The sequence below is a fragment of the Cryomorphaceae bacterium genome (assembly GCA_017798125.1).
GTDB lineage: Bacteria > Bacteroidota > Bacteroidia > Flavobacteriales > ECT2AJA-044 > ECT2AJA-044.
In genome coordinates this window covers 2,695,381-2,717,114 of record CP059070.1, presented here as the reverse complement: position 1 = coordinate 2,717,114, position 21,734 = coordinate 2,695,381, and the positions used below count along the sequence as shown (strand labels likewise).

The following is a 21,734-nucleotide window of genomic DNA, read 5'->3' as shown; positions in this document are numbered from 1 at the left end:
GTGTGAAAATACAAAATCAAGACCGTTCTTTCTTTAGGCTTCGGCTCACGCTTCGCACACCATCAATCTTTTTGATTTTCTCAATTAACTGTTCCAAGTGGTGCGTATCATGTACTGCCACAGTGATGTTTCCGCTAAAAATACCGTCGTTTCCAGAGATGTTGATGGACTTGATATTCACCTTCATCATGTTTGAAATGACCCGGGTCAACTCGTTGACTAAGCCTGAGCGATCAATTCCCTTGATGGTTAGTATGGCGAGGAAGTCCCTACGGTCCGATGACACCCATCGTGCCTTAATAATCCGGTACGCGTAGTTCGACTGTAGGCGTAAAGCGTTCGGACAGTCCACTCTATGTACTTTAATCCCTTCGTTAATGGTCAAGAAACCAAACACGTCATCTCCTGCAATGGGGTTGCAGCACTTGGACAACTTGTACTGCAGTTGTTCCTCATCATCACCAAAAACCAGAATCTGATCTTTCTTATCCGAATCGGTCTCGTTGATTGATCGAATCGGGGAGTTCGGTCTTCGGGTAAACCGGGATCGAAGGTAGTTATAGATTCCACCACTGCGATCCGTGGCAAAGGCTTTGAGTCTTTTATTATCAATGATTCCAGTTCCGATCTGATAGAAAACTTCCTGTGAAGTAGGAAGGTTGAAATACCGCGTCAATTCATTGAGCACTTTCTCATTGAACTGAACCTTGAGGTGCTTCAACTTGCGGATCAATATTTCCTTGCCTTCTTCAGCAATGGCCTTTTTCTCTTCCTTCAGTGCATTCTTGATCTTGGTTTTGGCCTTCGCCGTAACCACATAATTCATCCAGTCCTCCTTGGGCTTCTGCTTTATGGAGGTCAGAATTTCTATCTGATCGCCGCTTTTGAGTTGATAACTCAATGGAACCAGCTTAGCATTGACTTTGGCACCCAAGCACCTGGCCCCAATTTCGGTATGTATGTCAAAGGCAAAATCCAAGGCGGTTGCCCCCTTTGGTAGAGTCCGTAAATCCCCATTTGGTGTAAAAACAAAGACCTCATCTGAAAAGAGGTTCAGCTTGAAATCATCAATAAAGTCTAGCGCGTTCGCTTCGGGATTTTCAAGCAGTTCACGGATTTTGCTGATCCAACCTTCGAGTTGACTTTCCCGCTGCTTGGCCGTGACTTCGGCTCCATTTTCCTTGTACCTCCAATGCGCGGCATAGCCCACCTCGGCAACTTCATCCATGCGCTCGGATCGAATCTGTACCTCTACCCAATGACCTTTTGGCCCCATTACGGTTGTATGTAGAGACTCATAGCCATTTGCTCTAGGCGTGCTAATCCAGTCGCGCAAGCGATCGGGATTGGGCTTGTAGAAATCCGTGATGATGGAATAGACTTTCCAACATTCCGATTTTTCGTGTTCTTCGTCCGAATTGACAATGATTCGAATCGCGAACTTGTCATAAACTTCGTCAAAGGAAATCCCCTGCCTCAAGGTCTTTTTTCGGATTGAGAAGATACTCTTTGGACGCCCCTTGATTTTGAAATCAATACCCTCCTTGTTCAAGGCCTTGCGAATTGGTCCAGAGAATTGCTGGATATACTTCACGCGCTCTTGCTTGCTATCGATCAAGCGCTGTTGAATGTCCTCATACACTTCAGGTTCTGTGTACTTCAGGCCAAGGTCTTCAAGTTCTGTTTTGATTCCGTACAGCCCGAGGCGATGCGCCAATGGGGCGTAGATATAGAGTGTTTCCGAGGCAATCTTCCGCTGCTTATGCGCCGCCATGGACTCCAAGGTCCGCATGTTGTGCAGACGGTCAGAAAGCTTGATGAGAATCACACGAACGTCATCTGAAAGGGTCAGCAGCATCTTGCGGAAGTTCTCCGCCTGAACGCTCACATCCCGATCGAAAACACCTGAAATCTTGGTCAATCCATCGATGATGCGCGCGACCTTCTCTCCGAAGAGTCGTTCAATATCTTCAAGGGTATAATCGGAATCTTCAACGACATCATGAAGCAATCCACAAACGATGGAAACGTGACCTAAACCAATGTCTCGAGCCACAATCTGAGCGACCGCTATAGGATGGTAGATATAGGGTTCACCCGATTTTCGGCGCTGATCCTTATGAGCGTCTAAGGCCAAGTCAAAGGCCTTTCGGATGGTCTTCTTTTCTTCTTTTGTGAGCGGGTATTTGGCACTCCGCAGCAACGATCGATATCGGTTCCTGATCTCCTTATTCTCCTGCTCTAAGTCAATCGCCTCTTGCATATAAGTAAAGGTAACAAAAGGGTAACAAAAGAGCGGACCAGTTGTGCGTGCTTTTAGTGCTTCATGGCAGGGAGAACACGTCCGCTGACTTCGCCGAACCCAATCCGCAAGTCGTCTTTTTCACAGTGTCCACGCATGATGACCGTATCGCCGTCTTGGATAAACTTCCGCTCGCTGCCATCGGCCATTGAAACGGGCTTGGTTCCCCGCCAGGTGATTTCCAGCATTGACCCGTAGCTATCTTCAGTGGGGCCACTGATGGTGCCACTGGCCAGAAGATCACCAGACTGAATGTTACAGCCGTTTACGGTGTGGTGGGTCAACTGCTGCACCATATTCCAGTACATGTGCTTGAAGTTGGTTTTACACACAGTCGTTTCCTCCGTGGCTTCCGGTTGAATATGAACACTGAGTTGAATATCATAGCTCTTGTCACCTTCAAAATGCAAGTAGGGAAGGGGCTCTGGATCTTGAACAGGGCCGGCTACTCGGAATGGTTCAAGCGCATCCATCGTAACAATCCAAGGGGACATGGAACTGGCAAAATTCTTGGCTAAGAAGGGACCAAGGGGGACATACTCCCATTTCTGAATATCTCGAGCACTCCAGTCGTTGAAGAGGACCATTCCGAAGATATAGTCTTCCGCCTCAGCAGTGGTGATTTGCTCTCCCAACGGCTTTCCAGAACGGGTCAAGAATCCCATTTCCATCTCGAAGTCTAAAAGTCTACTGGGGCCAAAGACCGGCGTATCTGAATCGGCCGGCAGGGTCTGTCCCATGGGACGACGAACTTCCGTTCCACTCACAACCACAGAGGAGGCTCGACCGTGATACCCAACGGGAATATGGAGCCAGTTAGGAAGTAATGCATTGTTAGGGTCACGGAACATGGTTCCGACATTGGTGGCGTGTTCTTTGCTGGAATAAAAGTCGGTGTAATCTCCAATCTCCACAGGAAGAAGCATTTCCACTTCACCCACGGGAACGAGTACAGCTTCTCGATGGGCCGTGTTGTTTTTAAGGCGATCGTTTTTGTCATCAAACAATTCGGCAATCCGATTTCTGATCTCGCGGTTTACCGTAACGCCGAGATCCATGTAGGCATTTAAAGTCGACTCCATAAACACGCCTTCTGGGAGGTCAATTCCTTCAAAGTACCCGAGTTGCTGAAGTGCCCCGAGATCAATTGCGGTATCTCCGATGCGCGAACCGATGCAGACGGAATCATCGTTCCGTAGGAACACTCCGAAAGGAATATTCTGAATTGGAAAATCGGAATTCGAGGGCACGGGTATCCAAGAAGTGCGGTTGGGGTCGTTCGCAAAAATGCTCATCGTGTGGGGTTCTTTTTGTGATGAACGCAAAGGTATTTAAATCCACGGAGAAGGTGTGGTGAGCTGTGGTCTGTGACTTATATTTGTCACTTAAATTTTCGACTATGCGGGATCAGCAAATCTTCGACCTGATTGAACAGGAACGCCAGCGCCAAACTCATGGCATTGAGCTTATTGCCTCTGAAAACTACGTATCGGACCAAGTCATGGAAGCGATGGGCTCGGTTTTGACCAACAAGTATGCGGAAGGATTTCCAGGGAAACGATATTACGGAGGATGTGAAGTTGTTGACCAAGTAGAGACGCTGGCCATCGAAAGAGCGAAAACGCTTTTTGGGGCCGAGTACGCAAACGTTCAGCCGCATTCAGGATCTCAGGCCAATGCAGCCGTTTTCTTAGCCTGTTTGCAACCGGGGGATACGATTTTGGGTTTTGACCTAGCACATGGAGGGCACTTGACCCACGGTTCGCCGGTCAATTTCTCAGGGAAACTATACAGAGCGACCTTTTATGGGGTGGAGCCCGATACTGGACTAATTGACTACGATAAGGTGGCTGATAAGGCTAAGGCCGAGCAACCCAAGATGATTATTTGTGGAGCTTCTGCTTACTCTCGCGATTGGGATTACGCTCGCTTGCGCGAAATTGCGGATTCAGTCGGTGCATTGTTGCTGGCCGATATCTCCCATCCGAGTGGAATGATCGCCCGAGGATTGTTGGCTGATCCTCTGCCGCATTGCCATATTATTACCACGACTACCCACAAGACCTTGCGCGGCCCACGTGGAGGAATGATTATGATGGGCAAGGATTTTGAAAATCCTTTTGGTCTAAAGACCATGAAAGGGGTGGTGCGCAAAATGTCCTCGCTTTTGGATAGTGCTGTATTCCCTGGAACTCAAGGAGGCCCTCTGGAACACGTTATTGCTTCAAAGGCAGTCGCCTACGGTGAAGCTTTAACAGATGGTTTTTACAGTTATCAGGAGCGCGTTAAGGCCAATGCTTCGTTGTTGGCTGATGAGCTCGTTGGACGAGGCTACAATATTATTTCGGGAGGAACCGATAATCACTGTATGCTCATAGATTTGCGCAACAAGGACATTACAGGGAAGGATGCTGAGAAAGCGTTAGGCGAGGCTGAGATTACGGTGAATAAGAACATGGTTCCATTTGATGATAAGTCGCCATTTGTGACTTCGGGTATTCGAATTGGGACTCCCGCGATTACCACTCGTGGGATCAATGAATCTCATATTCCGGAGATTGCGCGCTTGATTGATGAGAGCATTATGGCTGCATCTGATGAGGCTAAACTGACCAATTTGAAAGCACAGGTGGCAGAGTTGATGTCGCCGCTGCCGCTATTCCAATGGTAGTGAGAGTGAAAAAGTAAAGCATCAAAAAAGCCCCGTTCAAAACGGGGCTTTTCTTTTGTGTTTTATTCTATTCGGCTTATTTGGTGATAATCAAACGTTCCGTAGCCATACCTCCCGGGTGTTGGGCATTGATGAAGTACACACCTGCTGGCCACTCGGTTAGATCAAGGTCGATGAGGTTTTCGCCAACCTGAGCGTCAAACGTCTGCTCGGTTACCACCTGACCAAAGGAATTCACCAAGACAAAATCAACCGTTCCAGCTTGAGAGACTTCAAATCGCAATCTGGTATAGTCTCTGGCAGGGTTAGGCTCAAGTTGAGCGAACTCGAAGCTAGCTCCATCGTATTCTACCACGGAAATGATGCACGGAGCAATCTCAGTAAAACATACATCATCAATGGCCCATCCTTCGTTTCTTCCCGTGAAATTGGATCCAAATCGGAATCGAATGACCGTTGCTCCAACATTGTCAAACTTAATGTCATGTGTAGCAAACTGCCATCCTGCGCTTGTTCCAGACCATCCGGGAATTCCAGGATTAATAGAGCCTAAACCAGTAATGAATTGACTGTCAAACCACATGGGGTCAAAGGCGTATCCTACCGTGGTCCAAGTGAGACCATTGTCTTGGGTGTATTCAACTGTTCCGCCATCTTCGTATTCATCCGTGAAGTACCTATGATAAAAGTCGAGTCGGTAACAATTGGTATTGTTCACATTGAATACAGGAGTATACAAGGCACTGCTGTCGTTGTCCTCATAGTCTGAGTTCAAACCAGTCATCCAAGCATTAGTACCGCTGTACGCCCCGTTCAGAACCGTTTGACTTGGCGTTCCAACTTCCCATTGGGTCGTCGGGCTATAGTCAAAGGCATTGAAGGTCACCCACTGAGGCGAGCCACTGTCAAAATCATCGCAGTATGGGAAGGCTCCAGTAGAGTCAAACACGGATATCAATGCGCAGAGCGTATCATCTTGCGTAAAGGTGTCCGCAGTTCCGTTCGGATTCGAGGTATACACACATACTGTGTGTGGCCCTGGTGAGGCCGTCCAGAGCTGGCTGAAGGTGTGCAGTATACTGTCTCCCTGTTGCAGAGGAGTAGGTATGACCACTGGTTCGGTCAAAGTGAACGTTCCATTGTCAATATCCAAATTCGCTTCAACCGAAGTCAACGGTGCTACACCAGTATTTTCGATCCACATAGAAACCGGAACGTCATCTGGAAGTACGAAGGCACTGTTTGCGCCAATACCGAGGTCAACAGTTGCCGCACTATTTTGAATGGGCACAAAAATTTCAAAGTCATCTATGGCCCATCCATCACCAAATGGGAAGAATCCATCAGAGAAGAATCGGAAACGGAACTGGATCAAACCAGGGCTGGCGTCGAAGGCACTCAGATCAAAGGTAGTATTGGTCCAAGAAACGTTGTTTCCAGCCCACGCTGGTGTAGGAGGGAACCCTGAATTGGTGTTGTACCAGTTGGTCCCGAGAGGATCATTCAGAACGCCCAAAACGCTCCATGTTTGGCCTCCATCTGTACTCACTTCAACTTGACCGCCATCACCAAAGTTGTCGCAGTCTATCCGATTTGAGAAGCGCAATTCGGTGCTGTACAGGGTGCTGAGATCAAACAGTGGACTGTACAAATAGTCATTTGAGTTGTTTGCATAAGATCCGTCCAAGTCAATCATCCAGGCATTCACCGGTGAATTTGCCGCGTTGATGGTGAATCCGCTTGGTGTGCCGAGTTCCCATTGCTGTAGCCCTCCATCAACGGCCCAACTTCCCTGTCCGCTTTCAAAATCTGTAGCATATGGAGGAACGAAGGTTGAAAGACCGACCACTGTTTTACAAGTCGTGTCGTTTAACGGTGCCATGTCTCCCGTCAAGTCTGTAAAGGCACACAAGTCATAAGTTCCTTGAGGAGCATTGAACGTTCCTGTAAAAGTATAAGTGGTCGAAGCATTTGGAGCCAAGCTACCTGTCCACGATTCAATCGTTGGAGTACCGTTATTGACGAAGAAACCGAGGTCCATTGCGGTAATGGTGTTGGTTCCGTAGTTGAAAATTTGCATTTCAACGGTGGTCGCTTGACCGCCGACAGTCAATCCTCCGGGCTGAAGTATAGCCAGGGCGGCAGCATCGTCTGGAACCACTTCATAGAAGCGAACATCATCCAAGGCCATATCACCTGCACAACACCCTTGACTTATGGCACGCCAGCGGACTTTTACATTCTCTCCTGCAAAAGCCGAGAGATCTGTTTGATGGCGCACATATGGATTGATTTCACTAGTTTGTATCTGACCGGTCAAAGTATCTACCGTGTTCCAAACTCCTCCAGAATATACCTCGATAAACACATCAGGCAGTTGGAATCCGAAACGGTGTATATGAAATTCGACTGCTGGGCTTGATAAGTTGGCAAAGTCGACACATGGGCTTGTAAGAGTTGCTTCGTCAAAGGTCACCCCACCATTTGCTTCAGTGTAGAGGTACTTTCCAGAACCGTTTTGTCCAGGGGTGTTGTCACCACTGGGTCCAGTTCCAAAACTACCCGTTGGTCCAACTTGTACCAACCACCCGTAGTCGCCAAACTGAGTTGGCTCAGGGCTGCGCTCCCAATCATTGGCGAGCACTCCCGGAACTGTTCCATTTCCTCCACCAGCTGTAAAAGATTCAAAGTCCTCGAGGTGAGGGAAAGCAATGATCGAATTCGGGTTAAAGATGGAATATCCAGATAGGGTATCATTGACCGTGTTCTGATCGTTTGGAAGCCCTGTGAAGAAATCAAAGTTGTAGGTCGTTCCAGTCACAGACAAGTCTGCGGTAGTAGAGAACGTGAAGATGACCGTATCGCCGGGGTTCAGCGTCGTGTACAATGTATCCCAGACCGTTGTATTGGCGTCCAAGTCGTATCCAACCGGGATGGTGTCCTGAGTGAGTGTTCCAAAGTTCGATACCATAACACGAACGCTGTCCGCTGCTCCGTAGCCACAGCCGTTCGGGAAGGGCTCTACTACACCAGCAAGCACAACGTCATTCGGTTGAGGCTCAAAGATGAAAATGTCATCCAAAGCTGTCTCGCCACTAAATGCGACGTTCGTTCCGATGAATCTAATCTTAGTGACCTGACCGGCATAAGGAGCGAGGTCGACTAGGGCCTCGTTCCACTGATTCCCTTGATCTCCGGATAAGCTCCAAGCGGGAACCCATACATTGTTTGTGTCTCGGACTTCAACCGTCAAGGTTCCGATACCCGTTCCCCACATGTGGTACCAAAACGAAAGTTTTGGCGCCAACGAAGTACTGAAGTCTAAACAAGGAGAGGTCATCGTGGCTGTTTGCTGGGCGAAGTTCTCGGGTAGGTAGACATAGTTTCCTCCAAAGCCCGGAGTATGGTCACCTGAAGGTCCAGTGTTAAAGCCTGGACTGGTACCTGTGCCTACTGTCCATAATGTTCCGCTAGCGCTGTTTTCCCAGAAATCACCAAACACTGTTCCAAGTGCCCATCCATCGATGTCCTGTGTAAGTGGAACACCTGTCAATGTATTCTCGATTACCGTAGTGGCTGAATCGTTGAAGAAATTAAAGTCTCCGGGAAGATCCGTCCAAACGGTAAGTGTGTAGGATTGTCCTCCGGTACTGACGTCAACGGTGCTGTTAAACGTATATGGAAGTGTATCTCCTGCCGCCACGAGCTGATAAATGGTGTCGGTTACTTGTGGTCCATTATCAAAAATGTAGTGCACATAGATGGTATCCTGGTCATCCGTACCATTGTTCTTCAGCAGAACTTCAACGGGTTCCGCTGCAGAAAGCCCACATCCGCCATTTACGGGATTTTCTATGGCTAGAACACCAAAGTCCTTTGGTTGAGGGCTTCCGATGTTGAATCGCATATTGGGGCGATTGTTGGACTGTTGAACAAATCCATTCGGATTGGTACAGAGGGAACCATCAGTATCGCTGATGTAAAAAATGGTTCTTGTTGCGCCATATCCGGTTTGGTTAACAATGGCATTGTTCGTGAAACCATTGGGGAAGTTGTTAAAACATACTTCGACAATGATGTTGCTAACACCGTCCCACTGGAATGGAGTTTGGAAGGTGTGGGTATTCCAACCAAGAGTTTCCGTATATGAAGTGGTCGAAAAAACACTGGTCATTCCTGCCGTGACAAAAGAGTTCAGGGCTGTGCCAGAATAGTTCCCCATTTTAATCTCAAAATCTGTCAAGGCAACTCCGTTGACCTGGACGACATCGAAAGCTAGACTTTGAAAGTCTATGGATCCATTAACACCAGCTGCAGCCATCTCTGTCGCCGTGATTAGCATTTGATGTCTTGCGCCGTTAAACCAGTTTCCATAGGGTGCGGGATAAGACGTATTGGTGTTTTGAATGGTTCCTGTCCCCAATGTGATTTGGCTAGGCGCAGGTACAACGATGAATTGGTTGCATCCTGTGGAAGGGGCAAAGGCCTCATTCAATGCAGGCGAGGCATCAACCGCACGAACTCGATAGCAGAAGGTGTCTCCAATTACGGCAGCAGGAAGAATACCTTCAAACGTAGATCCCATGGTGTTGGTCATGCCAACCGTATCATCTGGAGCACCATTAAAGGAGTAGATGACCATCGCAGTATCAATTCCAGAGGCATCAGTTATATCAGCCGAAACAGTGAACGGTCCCGTATTACTGACACCCCCTAACAGTACCGGGGCATTCAGTGTGACTACTGGAGGGTTCAATTCTGAAGGAGCAGCAGTTACTTTAATGTCGTCAATCAACCATCCGTAGTTACCAGAAGCACCGGAATTGTTGCCGTCTTGAAGTTTGAAACGAACTTTTGCCTGGGCCGTATTGGCAAGTAGTGTTGAAACATCAAAGGTTTCATTTTGCCACCATGTATTGGTAGGTACGGTTCCTGGATTGGCTGGATCCCAGACTAAATAAGCATTGGACGCGAATTTATTTCCGGATTGGCAGAATGTTCCTGTTCCCAAGTACTGGGGGCAAGTAAGCTGAGTCCAAGTAGTACCTCCGTCATCGGAAACTTCAATGGTACCCGCGTCAAAGAATTCGATTTTACAAATGTGACTGAATTCTAAAATGACGAAGGTGTTACCTACCGTTGAGAAGGTATTCGTTTCCAAGAAATTTGAAGTAGACAATCCAACTTGATTCCCCATGCTGTTGGGTGTGCTTACGCTCAGCGTATTGTCGATTGCCCAAGCAGGTGAGCCTGTTGAGGTCACACTGTCAGCCAAAGAGGGTGGATCAAAGTTTTCTTGAAATACGATGGTTTGGCCAAAAACAGCCATTGAGGTCAAAAGCGTTGCAAAGGAGAGTAGTAGCTTTTTCATATAGTGAACTCAGGTTAAGGTCGTAATCAACAAATATAACAGTTAGGGGGCAATTAAGCCGAAACAAAAAGCCCGGTCCAAATTGAACCGGGCTTCTGTGTATGATCAGGTCTAATTATTTAGATATCAGCAACTTGCGTGTGGTTCTGTGTTCGTCAATGTGAATATCCACGTAGTATATTCCATTGGCGATGTCTTCCATTCGCAGATTGATCTCGTTTGTTCCGCTTACCCCGTCAAGTGCTCCAGAAAGGACAACTTCCCCAAGCGTATTGACAACGGAATACCCAATAGTCTTGGCAGCATCCAGTTCAATACTAAGTACGGATGATCCGTTTGATGGGTTGGGCCAGAGACCAATCGCGTAGGCCGATGGAGCTTCCTCGATGCTTGTTGGCGTACAAGATCCGATGTTTTCAATACAGATGTCGTCTATGGCCCATCCTTCCGTTTGTACCGAGAAGTCAGCTCCAAAACGCCAGCGAATTATTGTAGTTCCTGCCTGCGGGAACTTCACGGTGCGTTCAGCGTATTCCCAACCATTGGAAGTTCCCGTCCACCCGGGATTTCCTGGAGATTGATTTGATAGTCCAATGATGAACCATTCATTGTACCAATTGGCACCAGGGCTACCTATGGAAGTCCATGTGACCCCGCCATCTTGACTAAACTCGACGGCTCCACCGTCTTGATAGGGTTCTGTATGGTAGGCATGGAAAAAGCTGATTTTGTAACATGAATCAGGATTTACATTGAGCACAGGAGAAAAAAGTGCAGAACTATCTCTTGATCCGTAATCTGAATTCAGCCCCGTCATCCAAGCGCCTGACCCACTGTAAGCTCCATTGATAATGGTCTGATTCGGCGTACCCGATTCCCAGAGGTTTCCTCCGGGTTCATAAGTGATGTAATTCAAAGCGACCAGTGGAGCTTGACCCCCGTCAAAGTCATTACAATAAGGGAATGAGCTTGTTGAATCGAATACGGTTGCCACATAACAAGTAGTGTCATCTGATGTGAATTCATCAAGCACACCTGAAGGATTAGAAGAATAGGCACAAATGGTGTGTGCACCAGGGTCGGCTTGCCAAGTTGAACTAAACGTGTGGGTTGTGCTCGAACCTTTCGCCAATGGAACTGCAAAATACAGCGAGTCCGTGACAATTGTGTTGTTATCGATTTCCAGTGTTACCAGCACGCTGCTCAAATCTTGTTCCCCAGTATTAGTAACGTCTACACTCACAGGGCTTGCCGCGGGAAGGATGAAGAAGTTACTCGGAGAAACGACAATATCAGAAGTGGCCGCTGAGAATTGAACAGGAACTTCAATTTCGAAGTCATCGATTCCCCATCCATCACCGCCTATGACGGATCCATCAGAAGTATACTCATATCGGAATTGAACCAGACCAGTGACTCCATTCAATTGCGATAGGGGGTAATAGGCATCAAGCCATCCATTGGAGGATCCGGTCCAACCCGGTTGGCCGGATGACGTAATGATGTCATCGTTGTACCAAGTTGAATCTTGGAATGCTCCCAGAACGGACCACGTTTGGCCGCCATCGGTTGATATATCCAATCGACCTCCATCCCAGCTATTCTCGGTACTGTACCAATGCTTGAACTTCAAGGCCGTATTGATTAAAGTTCCGAAGTCAAAGTAGGGAGAGAAGAGATAAGCCTGACTATTGTTGACATAAGGCGCATCCAAGTCCGTAACCCACGCGTTTGTGGGGGAGGCTGCAGCATTAATTACGGCTCCCGTGGGTTGACCCAGTTCGAATAAATCGGTATTCCCCCCGGTAGTCCAGCTTCCTTGACCGTTTTCAAAGTCGTCAACGTAAGGCGGCATAAAGGTTTGGATCCCTGTAGCGGTAGTGCAAAGAGAGTCATTGGATTGAAGGCCATCTCCTGCCAGATCGGTAAAGGCACAAACATCAAACGTACCTCCAGGCACCGTGAAGTTTGTAGTGAAAGTGTAGGTAGCAGACGTGCTCGGAGCTAAGTTTCCGGTCCATGTCTCTATTACCGGTGCAGAAGTCCCAATGATGTATCCCAAGTCTAAACTGGTGATGTTGTTGGAGCCATTGTTAAAGAACTCCACTTCCACAACTTCAGAAGCCCCTGCAGCGAGCTGCGGGAAAGGCTGGATGATGTTGTTCATGATTGCATCGTCCGCCGCAGATTGATAAATAAAGATATCATCGATTGCTAACTCGCAACCAAACCCTGCGGTCGTATGTGAGATTCGAATTTTGCTCACTTGGTTGGCCAACGGGGCTAAATCGACAATGGCTTTTTGCCAAGCTGTTCCTTGCTGCCCCGAAAGGGTCCAAGCATTCACCCAGGTTCCCGTACTATCCAAATAGTCGACCGCAAGCGTTCCGATACCGTTCCCGTTCATGTGATACCAGAAATCCATCTTCGGATAGGTATTCCCGGAAAAGTCCAAACAAGGAGAGATTAAACGGGCTAGAACAGCAGTAAAGGTGTTTGCCGTATACAGGTAGTTTCCTGTTCCAGAAGTGTGGTCACCATTTGGACCGGTGTTGGCTCCTGGAGAGGCCCCTGTACCTACGGTCCAATTGTAATTGTCTGTAGGATCCTGCTCCCAGAAATCTCCAAGTGCTTGACCACCTGCCACCCAGCTGTCAAAGTCCTGGGTTAAGTTGGTCGCATTGGTCAGGGTATTTGTGATCGAGTAATTAGAAATGGTGTCATTGAAGGCATTGTTGTCTCCAGGCAGAGATGTCCATGCCTTAAAGGTATAGGTAGTGCCCCCCGTACTCAAATCCGCTGGTGTTGAGAAAGTATGAGAAACGGTGTCACCTGCGATTACGGTTTGGTAAACAGTGTCCGTAACAACGGGATTTGCATCTAGTTGATAGTTGAAAATAAGGGTATCCTGATCGACCAAGCCAAAGTTTTTAAAGACCACTGTTACAGGTTCCGAAGCTGTGAGATCACAACCACCTTCAACAGGAGTTGTGAACGACAGTGAGCCAAAGTCATCATCTTGTGGCAAGGCAAGATCGAACCGCATGTTGGGCCGATTATTGGAGGTGGTAACAAAAGCAGAATTGTTGGCGCAAAGGTTACCGTCCGAATCACTCCGATAATATATGGTTCGCGTTCCACCATATGAGGTTTGTTGAACGATGGCATTGTTCGTAAATCCATTGGGCCAGTTATTAAAGCACACCTCTACGATGATATTGCTTACACCATCCCATTGAAAGGGCGTTTGGAAGGTGTGTGTATTCCATCCAGCTACCTCCGTGTATGTCGGCGCATAGAATACACTGGTCAGACCAGTAGTTACCCAATTTGTCAGCGTGTTGCTGGAGTAATTGCCCATTTTGATCTCAAAATCACTCAAGGCTGTTCCGTTCACTCCGGTAACATTAAAGGCGAGAGATTGAAAGAAAATGGGAATGGATACACCGGCCGTATTCATTTCGGCCGCAGTGATCAGCATCTGATGTCGTGCTCCATTAAACCAGTGCCCGTAGGGGGCCGGATAGGATGTTCCGGTGTTTACAATGGTTCCATTGCCCAGTTGAATCTGAGGTGGTGCGGGAACAATAGTGAAGGTGTTGCAGCCGATTGTTGGTTCTACTGCCGAGTTTGCGGCAGGGCTAGCGTCTACAGCGTAGATGTGATAGCAAATGGAATCTCCAATCACGGCACTTGGGATGGTGTCTTCGTAAGTGTCTCCGACCGTGTTGATCAATCCGATGGTGTCGTTTGGAGCACCGTTGAGTGAGTAAACACACATCACGGTATCAATTCCCGATCCGTCAACAACATCAGCAGAGATCAAATACGGTCCAGGACTTGAAGTGGGTCCCAGCCAAACTGGGGCGTTCAGGGAAATAGTAGGAGGGAACAGTTCTGAAGGGTCCATGGTGACCTTGATATTGTCTACCAGCCATCCGTAATTGTTCCCAGCGCCGTTGTTATTGTTGTCGGCCAATTTGAAGCGGACCTTTGCAGTCGCGGTGTTCCCGAGCCACTGGGAAACATTGAAGGTCTCTGTTCGCCACCAGCTCGCTTGAGGAGGAGTAGTAGGGTTGGCTGGATCCCAGTCCAAGTAGGCATTCGAGGCAAATTTGTTCCCGGAGCCGCAGAAGGTTCCTTGACCAAGATAGACGTCTCCTACAGGGTTGGAACACTGCAGTTGAAACCAGGTAACTCCGCCGTCGCCGGACACCTCGATGGTTGCGGCGTCGAAAAACTCAATTTTACAGATGTGATCAAACTCGAGGATTACGAAGGTATTTCCGACTGTAGAGAACGTGTTGGTTTCGAAGTAGGTATTGCTTGCAAGAGGAGGAGTGTTGAGGTAACTCTGGGTAGGGCTAGAACTATAGGCTGTGGTTGTCGCCCAGGCTGGAGTACCCGTGAAGAAAATGCTATCCGCTCCAGATGGTAAGTCAAAATTCTCTGTAAAAGCGACCGTTTGTCCAAAGCTAAATGACCAACAAAGGGACAAAATTATGAGTAGTAAAGATCTCAATCGCATAGGTTTAGGTTAAAGAGTAACTACCAAATATAGCGAAATAGAATTGTGACCAATAAAAAAGCCGGCACCTCGGAAGGGCCGGCTTTGTGTGTTATCTAGACCAGGTGTTATCGCGAAATCACGAATTTTTCGCTCTGGTGATAGCGTCCTTGGCTGATTTGGATGAAGTAGACTCCCGCTGCCCACTGACGAACATCGAGTTGTACATCACTCATCGAGCCGTTAGGCTCTAAGGCAAATTCCGTAACCAATGATCCGTATGCGTCCACAACTTGTGCGGTCACGGGTTCGGTCAGATCGGGAACGGTGATTTGGATTTGATCGGAAGCAGGGTTCGGATAAATACTGACCGCAAGCAATGCTTCTTCTTCGACGCTTGTTGGATTACAAGAGCCGATGTTTTCGATACAAATATCGTCGATGGCCCAACCCTCATCTTGAATAGAGAAGTCAGCTCCAAATCTCCAGCGGAAAATTACTGGGCCTCCAGAAGCGAATTGGACAGTGCGTTCAGCGTACTCCCATCCGTTTGAAGTTCCGGTCCATCCCGGATTTCCAGGGGTGGTGTTCGACAATCCGATGGTGAATTGAGTGTTGTACCAATCGGCTCCAACGCTTCCAATAGAAGTCCAAGTGGCTCCGCCATCCGTAGAGTATTCTACAGCTCCACCGTCTTGGAAGGATTCCGTTTTGTACGAGTGATAGAAGCTAATTTTATAGCAGCTGTCCGGATTAATGTTGAACAGGGGAGAGAATAGAGCTGAGCTATCACGAGGCTCATAATCGGCATTCAGTCCAGTCATCCAAGCATTTGGTGCACTAAACGCTCCGTTGATCACGGTTTGGTTTGGCGTACCCGCTTCCCAAACATTTCCTTGAGGTTCGTAGGTGATGTAGTTCAAGGCTACCAAAGGTTCTTGACCACCATCGAAGTTGTTACAATACGGGAAGACTGATGTAGAGTCAAATACTGTAGCAACGTAACACAAGGTGTCATCACTAGGGAATCCGTCGATCTGCAGGTTCGGTTCCTCAGTGAACACACAAATGGTGTGCGCCCCTGGATCTGCTTGCCAGATCTGGCTGAAGGTATGTGTTGTTGTCTGTCCTGGACCAAGAGGAACAGGGAAGAACAAGCTGTCGGTAACAATGGTGTTGTTGTCAATCTCAAGAGTCACTTTAAAGTGATCCAAATCCAATAATCCGGTATTCTCAATCTCTGCACTTACGGGGCTTGCCTGCGGCAAGATGAAGAAGTTGCTCGGAGAAACAGTGATTTCGTTGACTCCAGCACTTGGATATACAGGATATACATTGATGTCATCCAAGGCCATATCTCCAGATGTGAATCCAGTTTTCTGGGCACGGAAGCGCAACTTCACAAATTGTCCTACATAAGCACTCAAGTCAATCGAGTTTAGCTGGTACGGATCCTGCTCGCTTGTTTGCTGCTGTCCGGCCAATGTCCAGAGGTTGGTCCAAACACCTGTGGTGTCCTGGATGTCCAAGAACATGATTCCGGTTTGAGCCCCAAACATGTGGGTGTAGAAATCTACTCGGGCAGAGTACCAGTTCAAATCAAGACAGGGCGAGGTCAAGGTCGCCACTTCACCGGTTCCTCCAAAAGAGGATTCTACATACATATAGTTCCCGGTTCCCGTAGTGTTGTCTCCATTCGGTCCTGTGCCAAAGCTTCCAGTAGGACCTGATTGAACGAGCCAATTGTACCCACCGTCACCTCCGGTCGAAGAACGTGTCCAGAAGTTATCCAGTGTTCCTGGAAGTGCTGGAGTACCTCCACCTTGTGTAAATGTGGTGAATGGCTCTACGTACGGAAGAAGCTGTAGGCTGTTCTCAACCACAATACCACTGATGGTATCGTTCGAAGGAACTTGATCACCTGGTAAATTGGTAGATCCACTTACGTTGTAGGCCGTGGCTGGTGTACTCATATCAACTGTTCCTGGCAGCGTGTAGAGTACGGTATCGCCTGGGTTCAGTGTACCCGTCCATGTTCCAGTAACCGTTGGCTGTCCCGCAACAGTAACCTGAACAGGAATGCTAGTTTGTGGATTGAGTCCGAGGTTCACAATTTCGACGATGACAGCTTCAGTAGCACTCAAATCACATCCTGTAGAGCTCGGAGAGACTATGGCGCTCATCGAGACATCGTTTGGCTGTGGTTCGTAAACATTAATGTCATCAATGGCGATGTCTCCTGCACAACAACCGAGAGATTGTGCGCGGAAGCGGATTTTGGTAATGGTACCAGCATAAGCGGTCAAATCGACAAATCCTTCGCGCCACACATTGCCTTGGTCTCCTGAAAGGGTCCAAACCTGGTTGTATACACCATTGGTATCCAGGATATCAACGGATAGGGTTCCAATTGTAGTTCCCCACATGTGATACCAGAAGCTCAGTTTAGGTGCAATCAGATTCGTAAAGTCAATACAAGGGCTAATCAGATTAACCACTTCACCATTTCCGACAAGGCTTACTTCCATGTAGGCGTACATACCCAATGCAGTTCCCAGTGTATGGTCGACGGTAGGCCCGGTATTGGCACTCGTGGTTCCACCGGCTTGGAACGTCCAGTCGTCATCGTCTAGATTGTCCTGTTCCCAGTTGTCCGAAGGAACCTGGCCAGGGCTGAAGGATTCAAAGTCTTGAATGAAAGGAGGAACCAGCAAGGTATTCACTACTGTATATCCGTTTATACTGTCATTCAAGAAGGTTTGTTCCGTAGGAAGATCGGTCCAAGTATCCAAGTTGTATGTCGTTCCTGGTGTACTCAAGTCAATGGTCGTGGCAAAAGTAAAGGCCACAGTATCCCCTGGATTAAGCGTGGTAAATAATGTATCCGTTACGACTGTTCCATTATCCAGGACATAACTGACTGGAATGGTGTCCTGAGTACTGGTACCGTAATTGGTCACTTGCACGGTAACAGGTACCGCAGGCCCAAGGTCACATCCGAAGTCCAGAGGCGAAAGAATATCTGCAACACCTACATCATTCGGTTGCGGTTGGAAGATGAAAATATCGTCAATAGCGATATCTCCTGCACAACATCCTAAGGATTGAGCACGGAATCGAATTTTTACGTTTTGGAAGGCATAAGGGGTAAGGTCCACCAAAGCACTGGTCCATTGATCTCCTTGATCACCACTGAGGCTCCATTCATTCACCCAAGTACCTGAGGTGTCTTGTACATCCAAATTCAAGGTTCCAATTTGAGGTCCGAGCATATGATACCAGAACTCCACTTTCGGCGTTGGGGAAAGTGAGAAGTCCAAACAAGGTGAAATGAGTTCTACCGTTTCACCATTGGCTACTTGAGATACCTCCATGTAGGCGTAAATCCCTGCAGCCGTTCCTGTGGTATGATCGAACTGAGGTCCTGTTCCGCCAGAGGTGGTGGATCCTGAAAGGAAGGTCCAGTCGTCGTCGTCCGTAGTACTCTGAACCCAACCTTCAATGGCATTTTGTGATCCAGAACTGAAGTTTTCAAAGTCCTGAATGTAAGGTGGAGGAGTCAATGAGTTCAACACATTGTATCCGTAGAGGGTGTCGTTACCAACTCCTTGTTCTCCGATGAATTCAGTCCAAGAAAGGATGTTGTAGGTAACCCCTCCTTGACTCAAGTCAGCACCTTGGCTAAAGGTGTGAAGCAAGGTGTCACCCGGCAATAGGTTTTGATAAATGGTATCGCGAATGATTACACCAGACCCATTAATGGTATAGGCCACAGGCAGTGTGTCCTGGGCTGTTGTTCCCGCGTTGAAGACTTGTACAATGACGTCTTCATTCGTGCTGAACCCACAAGATTCTACAGGTGGAGCAGTAATGCCGATAATTGCACCGTCAATCGGCTGTGGTTCAAAGACGGAAACGTCGTCAATAGCAATGTCTCCAGCAGTATTCGTTGTCGCTGTTGTGCGGAATTTGATTTGTACGATATTTCCTGCGAAGAGGAAAAGAGGGATATTCACTTTAGTCCAAGGACTGGTGGTGGTAGGTTGCTGCTGACCTTGAATGGTAAACACATTCGTCCAGGTTACCCCGTTATTCACCAGTACTTCCAAAGTACCACATCCTGAACCAGTCATATGGTAGTAGAATTCCATTTGAGGAGCTACCATACCGTCCAAATCCAAGCATGGGCTTGTCAAGGTCGCCGTATCCCCACCTGAGCCGAAAGGAACCTCCGTGTACATGAAGTTTCCATTTCCAGAGGTGTTGTCGAAATCAGGACCTGTACTAAAGCTCGGTGTGCTTTGAGCACGAACACACCACCCATATCCCGAAGATGCGCTCGCTAAGGGGAATCGCTCCCAGTTACAGCAGATGGATCCCCATACGCCTGCCCCGAAGTTGGCCGTTCCAGGAACAAATGCCTCGAAATCATCGGTCCATGGGAATGTTGAAATTGGAGCGCCTACACAGTTGGGGGGTGGGGCATCGCTGATGTAAAAACAGTTGAAACCTGGATTCGGTGTCTTGGTGATGTTACCACAAGCTGAAGAATCCCAAGCCACAACTTGATAGCACACTTGATCCAAAAGCAATTGAGCTGGAATGACCCCGTTGTAGATGCCACCTGCTCCGGCAGTCATCGGAATAGTATCGTTGGGTCCGTTGTTTACGTTATATACCACAACTGCGGAATCAATTCCTGAAGCATCAGTAATGGTTGCTCCAATACTGAATGGCCCGGTGATGTATGCTGTATCCTGAAAAACCGGTGAGTTCAAAGTGACGACTGGTGGAATGAGCTCACATGGTGCTACAACCACGCGAATATTGTCTACAAGCCATCCGTAGTTACCTCCTGAGCCGTTGTTATTCCCATCTGTAAGCTTGAAGCGAACCTTTGCCGTTGCCGTATTGGACAAGAAGGTTGACATGTCAAAGGTCTCGGTCTGCCACCAAGTGTTGTTGGGTTGCGCCGATGGGTTGGCAGGATCCCAAACGAGATAGGTGTTACTCGCAAATTTATTTCCCGATCCACAGAAGGTTCCAGTCCCTAGGTATTCTGTACAAGTGAGCTGGGTCCAAGTAGCCCCACCATCACTCGAAACCTCAATGGTACCGCTATCGAAGAACTCAATCTTACAAATGTGGTCAAATTCGAGGCGAATAAAAGTATTGCCAATGGTGCTGAACGTGTTCGACTCCAAGTACGTTGTGGAGGCCGTTCCAATGGTGCCGAGCATGCTCTGTACCCCTTCGGACGCATAGGTGGTGTTGATCGTCCAAGCAGGTGTACCGACAGAGGACACACTGTCGGCGCCTCCAGGTAATTCGAACTTCTCAGTGAATGCCTGGGTCTGTGCGTTGGAACAAAGGAATGCACCGACCGCGACGGCCAAGAGTAGAATCTTTTTCATAGATGTAGTCTTCTTTTCAGGATAGGATGCCAAAAATAACGATTTCAGCGTCCAATTAAAAACGGGAAATATCGCGCCAGCGTTGGGTCACTTAATCCGCAACCTGAGGTTCTCATCGCCGGCCAAGAAAGCAACCAATTCGTCGCCAATTTGCACGGGACCAACGCCCTCCGGAGTGCCCGTGAAAATAAGATCTCCAATTTTAAAGGTGTAGAATTTGGAGAGGTAGGAAATGAGCCGGTCAATAGAGAAAATCATGTCTGAGGAACTTCCCACTTGAACTTCCTCACCGTTTTTCTCCAAGCGAAAGCCATACGGCTCCTCCAAGGTGTCCTTATGAACAAAGCTTCCAAGAGCCGCACTTCCGTCAAAGGCCTTGGCTTTTTCCCATGGCAGCCCTTGCTTTTTACATGCGGATTGAATGTCTCGTGCCGTAAAGTCGATGCCCAGGGCAATTTCGTCGTAGTACTTGTACGCAAACTTCTCTTGAATGTGCTTTCCCACTTTCTTGATGCGAACGACCAATTCACATTCGTAGTGAAGATCTGACGTGAATTCGGGGTAGAAGAGGGGTTGATTCGGGCGGAGAAGCGAACTATCTGGTTTTCCGAAAAAGACGGGTTCAGTAGGTACCTCGTTGCCCAATTCTGCCGCGTGCTTGGCGTAATTCCGTCCGATGCACAGGATTTTCACGACTGACCGAATTTGCGCAGTTTAATGCGCGTGATGGTCTGCTTGGTATACAGCGGGAAATCTGCATCCTGCAACCAGGCGAAATATCCCGGATTCTCGTCGAGCACTTCCTCTACAGCGCGTCCTCGATACTTTCCGAATCCAAAGACTTCACGCCCATTCTTGTCGTAAACAATAAAACCTGCCAAATCCGCTGGTGCGTTCTTGCGCTGGCTGAAATCACTGAGGAACTTTACGTCGTTCTCCAATTCATCATAACGCTCCAATTGTCCCAAGAGGACTTCATAAGTAGCTCGAGTATCCGCGTCTGCACTGTGCGCGTTCGACAAGTCTTTCTGACAATAGAACTTATAAGCGGCAACCAGCGTGCGCTGCTCCATTTTGTGAAAGATGTTCTGGACGTCCACGCTGCGAAACTTACTCATGTCGATATCTTGTCCCACACGAAGAAACTCCTCAGCCAACAACGGGATGTCGAATTTCATGGAGTTATACCCAGCCAAGTCACTGTCCTTAATAATGTCCATGACCCTGGGTGCCAGTTCTTTAAACGTCGGAGAATTCTGAACATCTTCATTACTGATACCATGAATGGCGGTGGTCTCCGCAGGAATCGGCATTTCTGGATTTACCCTCCACGTATAGCTTTCTTCGCTGCCGTCCGGAAATACCTTCAAGATGGCCATCTCGACAATACGGTCACGGGCAATTTGCGTCCCGGTCGTTTCGAGATCGAAGAAACACATGGGGCGGTGGAGGTTCAGTTTCATAGGCGT

The 21,734-nt window shown here is 48.1% G+C and carries 8 protein-coding genes; 1 reads left to right on the top strand and 7 read right to left on the bottom strand.

The window, feature by feature from the left end:
• Positions 1 to 16: 16 nt before the first annotated feature.
• Positions 17 to 2,263 carry a bifunctional (p)ppGpp synthetase/guanosine-3',5'-bis(diphosphate) 3'-pyrophosphohydrolase gene (locus HZ996_12130; protein ID QTN39861.1) on the bottom strand — a complete coding sequence of 749 codons (2,247 nt, stop codon included), beginning with the start codon at positions 2,261 to 2,263 and terminating at the stop codon, positions 17 to 19.
• A 53-nt stretch (positions 2,264 to 2,316) separates the two neighbouring features.
• Positions 2,317 to 3,597 carry a fumarylacetoacetase gene (gene fahA / locus HZ996_12125; protein QTN39860.1) on the bottom strand — a complete coding sequence of 427 codons (1,281 nt, stop codon included), beginning with the start codon at positions 3,595 to 3,597 and terminating at the stop codon, positions 2,317 to 2,319.
• A gap of 104 nt (positions 3,598 to 3,701) precedes the next feature.
• Here fahA and HZ996_12120 point away from each other — a divergent pair, with 104 nt between their 5' ends.
• A complete protein-coding gene (locus tag HZ996_12120; GenBank protein ID QTN39859.1) occupies positions 3,702 to 4,973 on the top strand; it encodes a serine hydroxymethyltransferase in 1,272 nt (423 codons plus the stop codon).
• A gap of 76 nt (positions 4,974 to 5,049) precedes the next feature.
• Here the strand turns inward: HZ996_12120 and HZ996_12115 are convergent, their stop codons facing one another.
• The 5 genes from HZ996_12115 to HZ996_12095 all read right to left on the bottom strand — a co-directional run bounded on the left by HZ996_12115 (position 5,050) and on the right by HZ996_12095 (position 21,728).
• Positions 5,050 to 10,344, bottom strand: coding sequence for a T9SS type A sorting domain-containing protein (locus tag HZ996_12115; protein QTN39858.1), 5,295 nt, complete (start codon positions 10,342 to 10,344; stop codon positions 5,050 to 5,052).
• A 115-nt stretch (positions 10,345 to 10,459) separates the two neighbouring features.
• Positions 10,460 to 14,872 (bottom strand): immune inhibitor A, encoded by a 4,413-nt coding sequence (locus HZ996_12110; GenBank protein ID QTN39857.1) that lies wholly within the window; start codon positions 14,870 to 14,872, stop codon positions 10,460 to 10,462.
• A gap of 107 nt (positions 14,873 to 14,979) precedes the next feature.
• Positions 14,980 to 20,265 carry a T9SS type A sorting domain-containing protein gene (locus tag HZ996_12105; GenBank protein QTN39856.1) on the bottom strand — a complete coding sequence of 1,762 codons (5,286 nt, stop codon included), beginning with the start codon at positions 20,263 to 20,265 and terminating at the stop codon, positions 14,980 to 14,982.
• A gap of 87 nt (positions 20,266 to 20,352) precedes the next feature.
• Positions 20,353 to 20,958 (bottom strand): fumarylacetoacetate hydrolase family protein, encoded by a 606-nt coding sequence (locus HZ996_12100; GenBank protein ID QTN39855.1) that lies wholly within the window; start codon positions 20,956 to 20,958, stop codon positions 20,353 to 20,355.
• Entirely contained in the window at positions 20,955 to 21,728 is a 774-nt protein-coding gene (locus HZ996_12095; protein QTN39854.1) for a 3'-5' exonuclease, read from the bottom strand. Before HZ996_12095 ends, HZ996_12100 begins: the two co-directional genes overlap by 4 nt.
• Between the last annotated feature and the right edge of the window lie 6 nt (positions 21,729 to 21,734).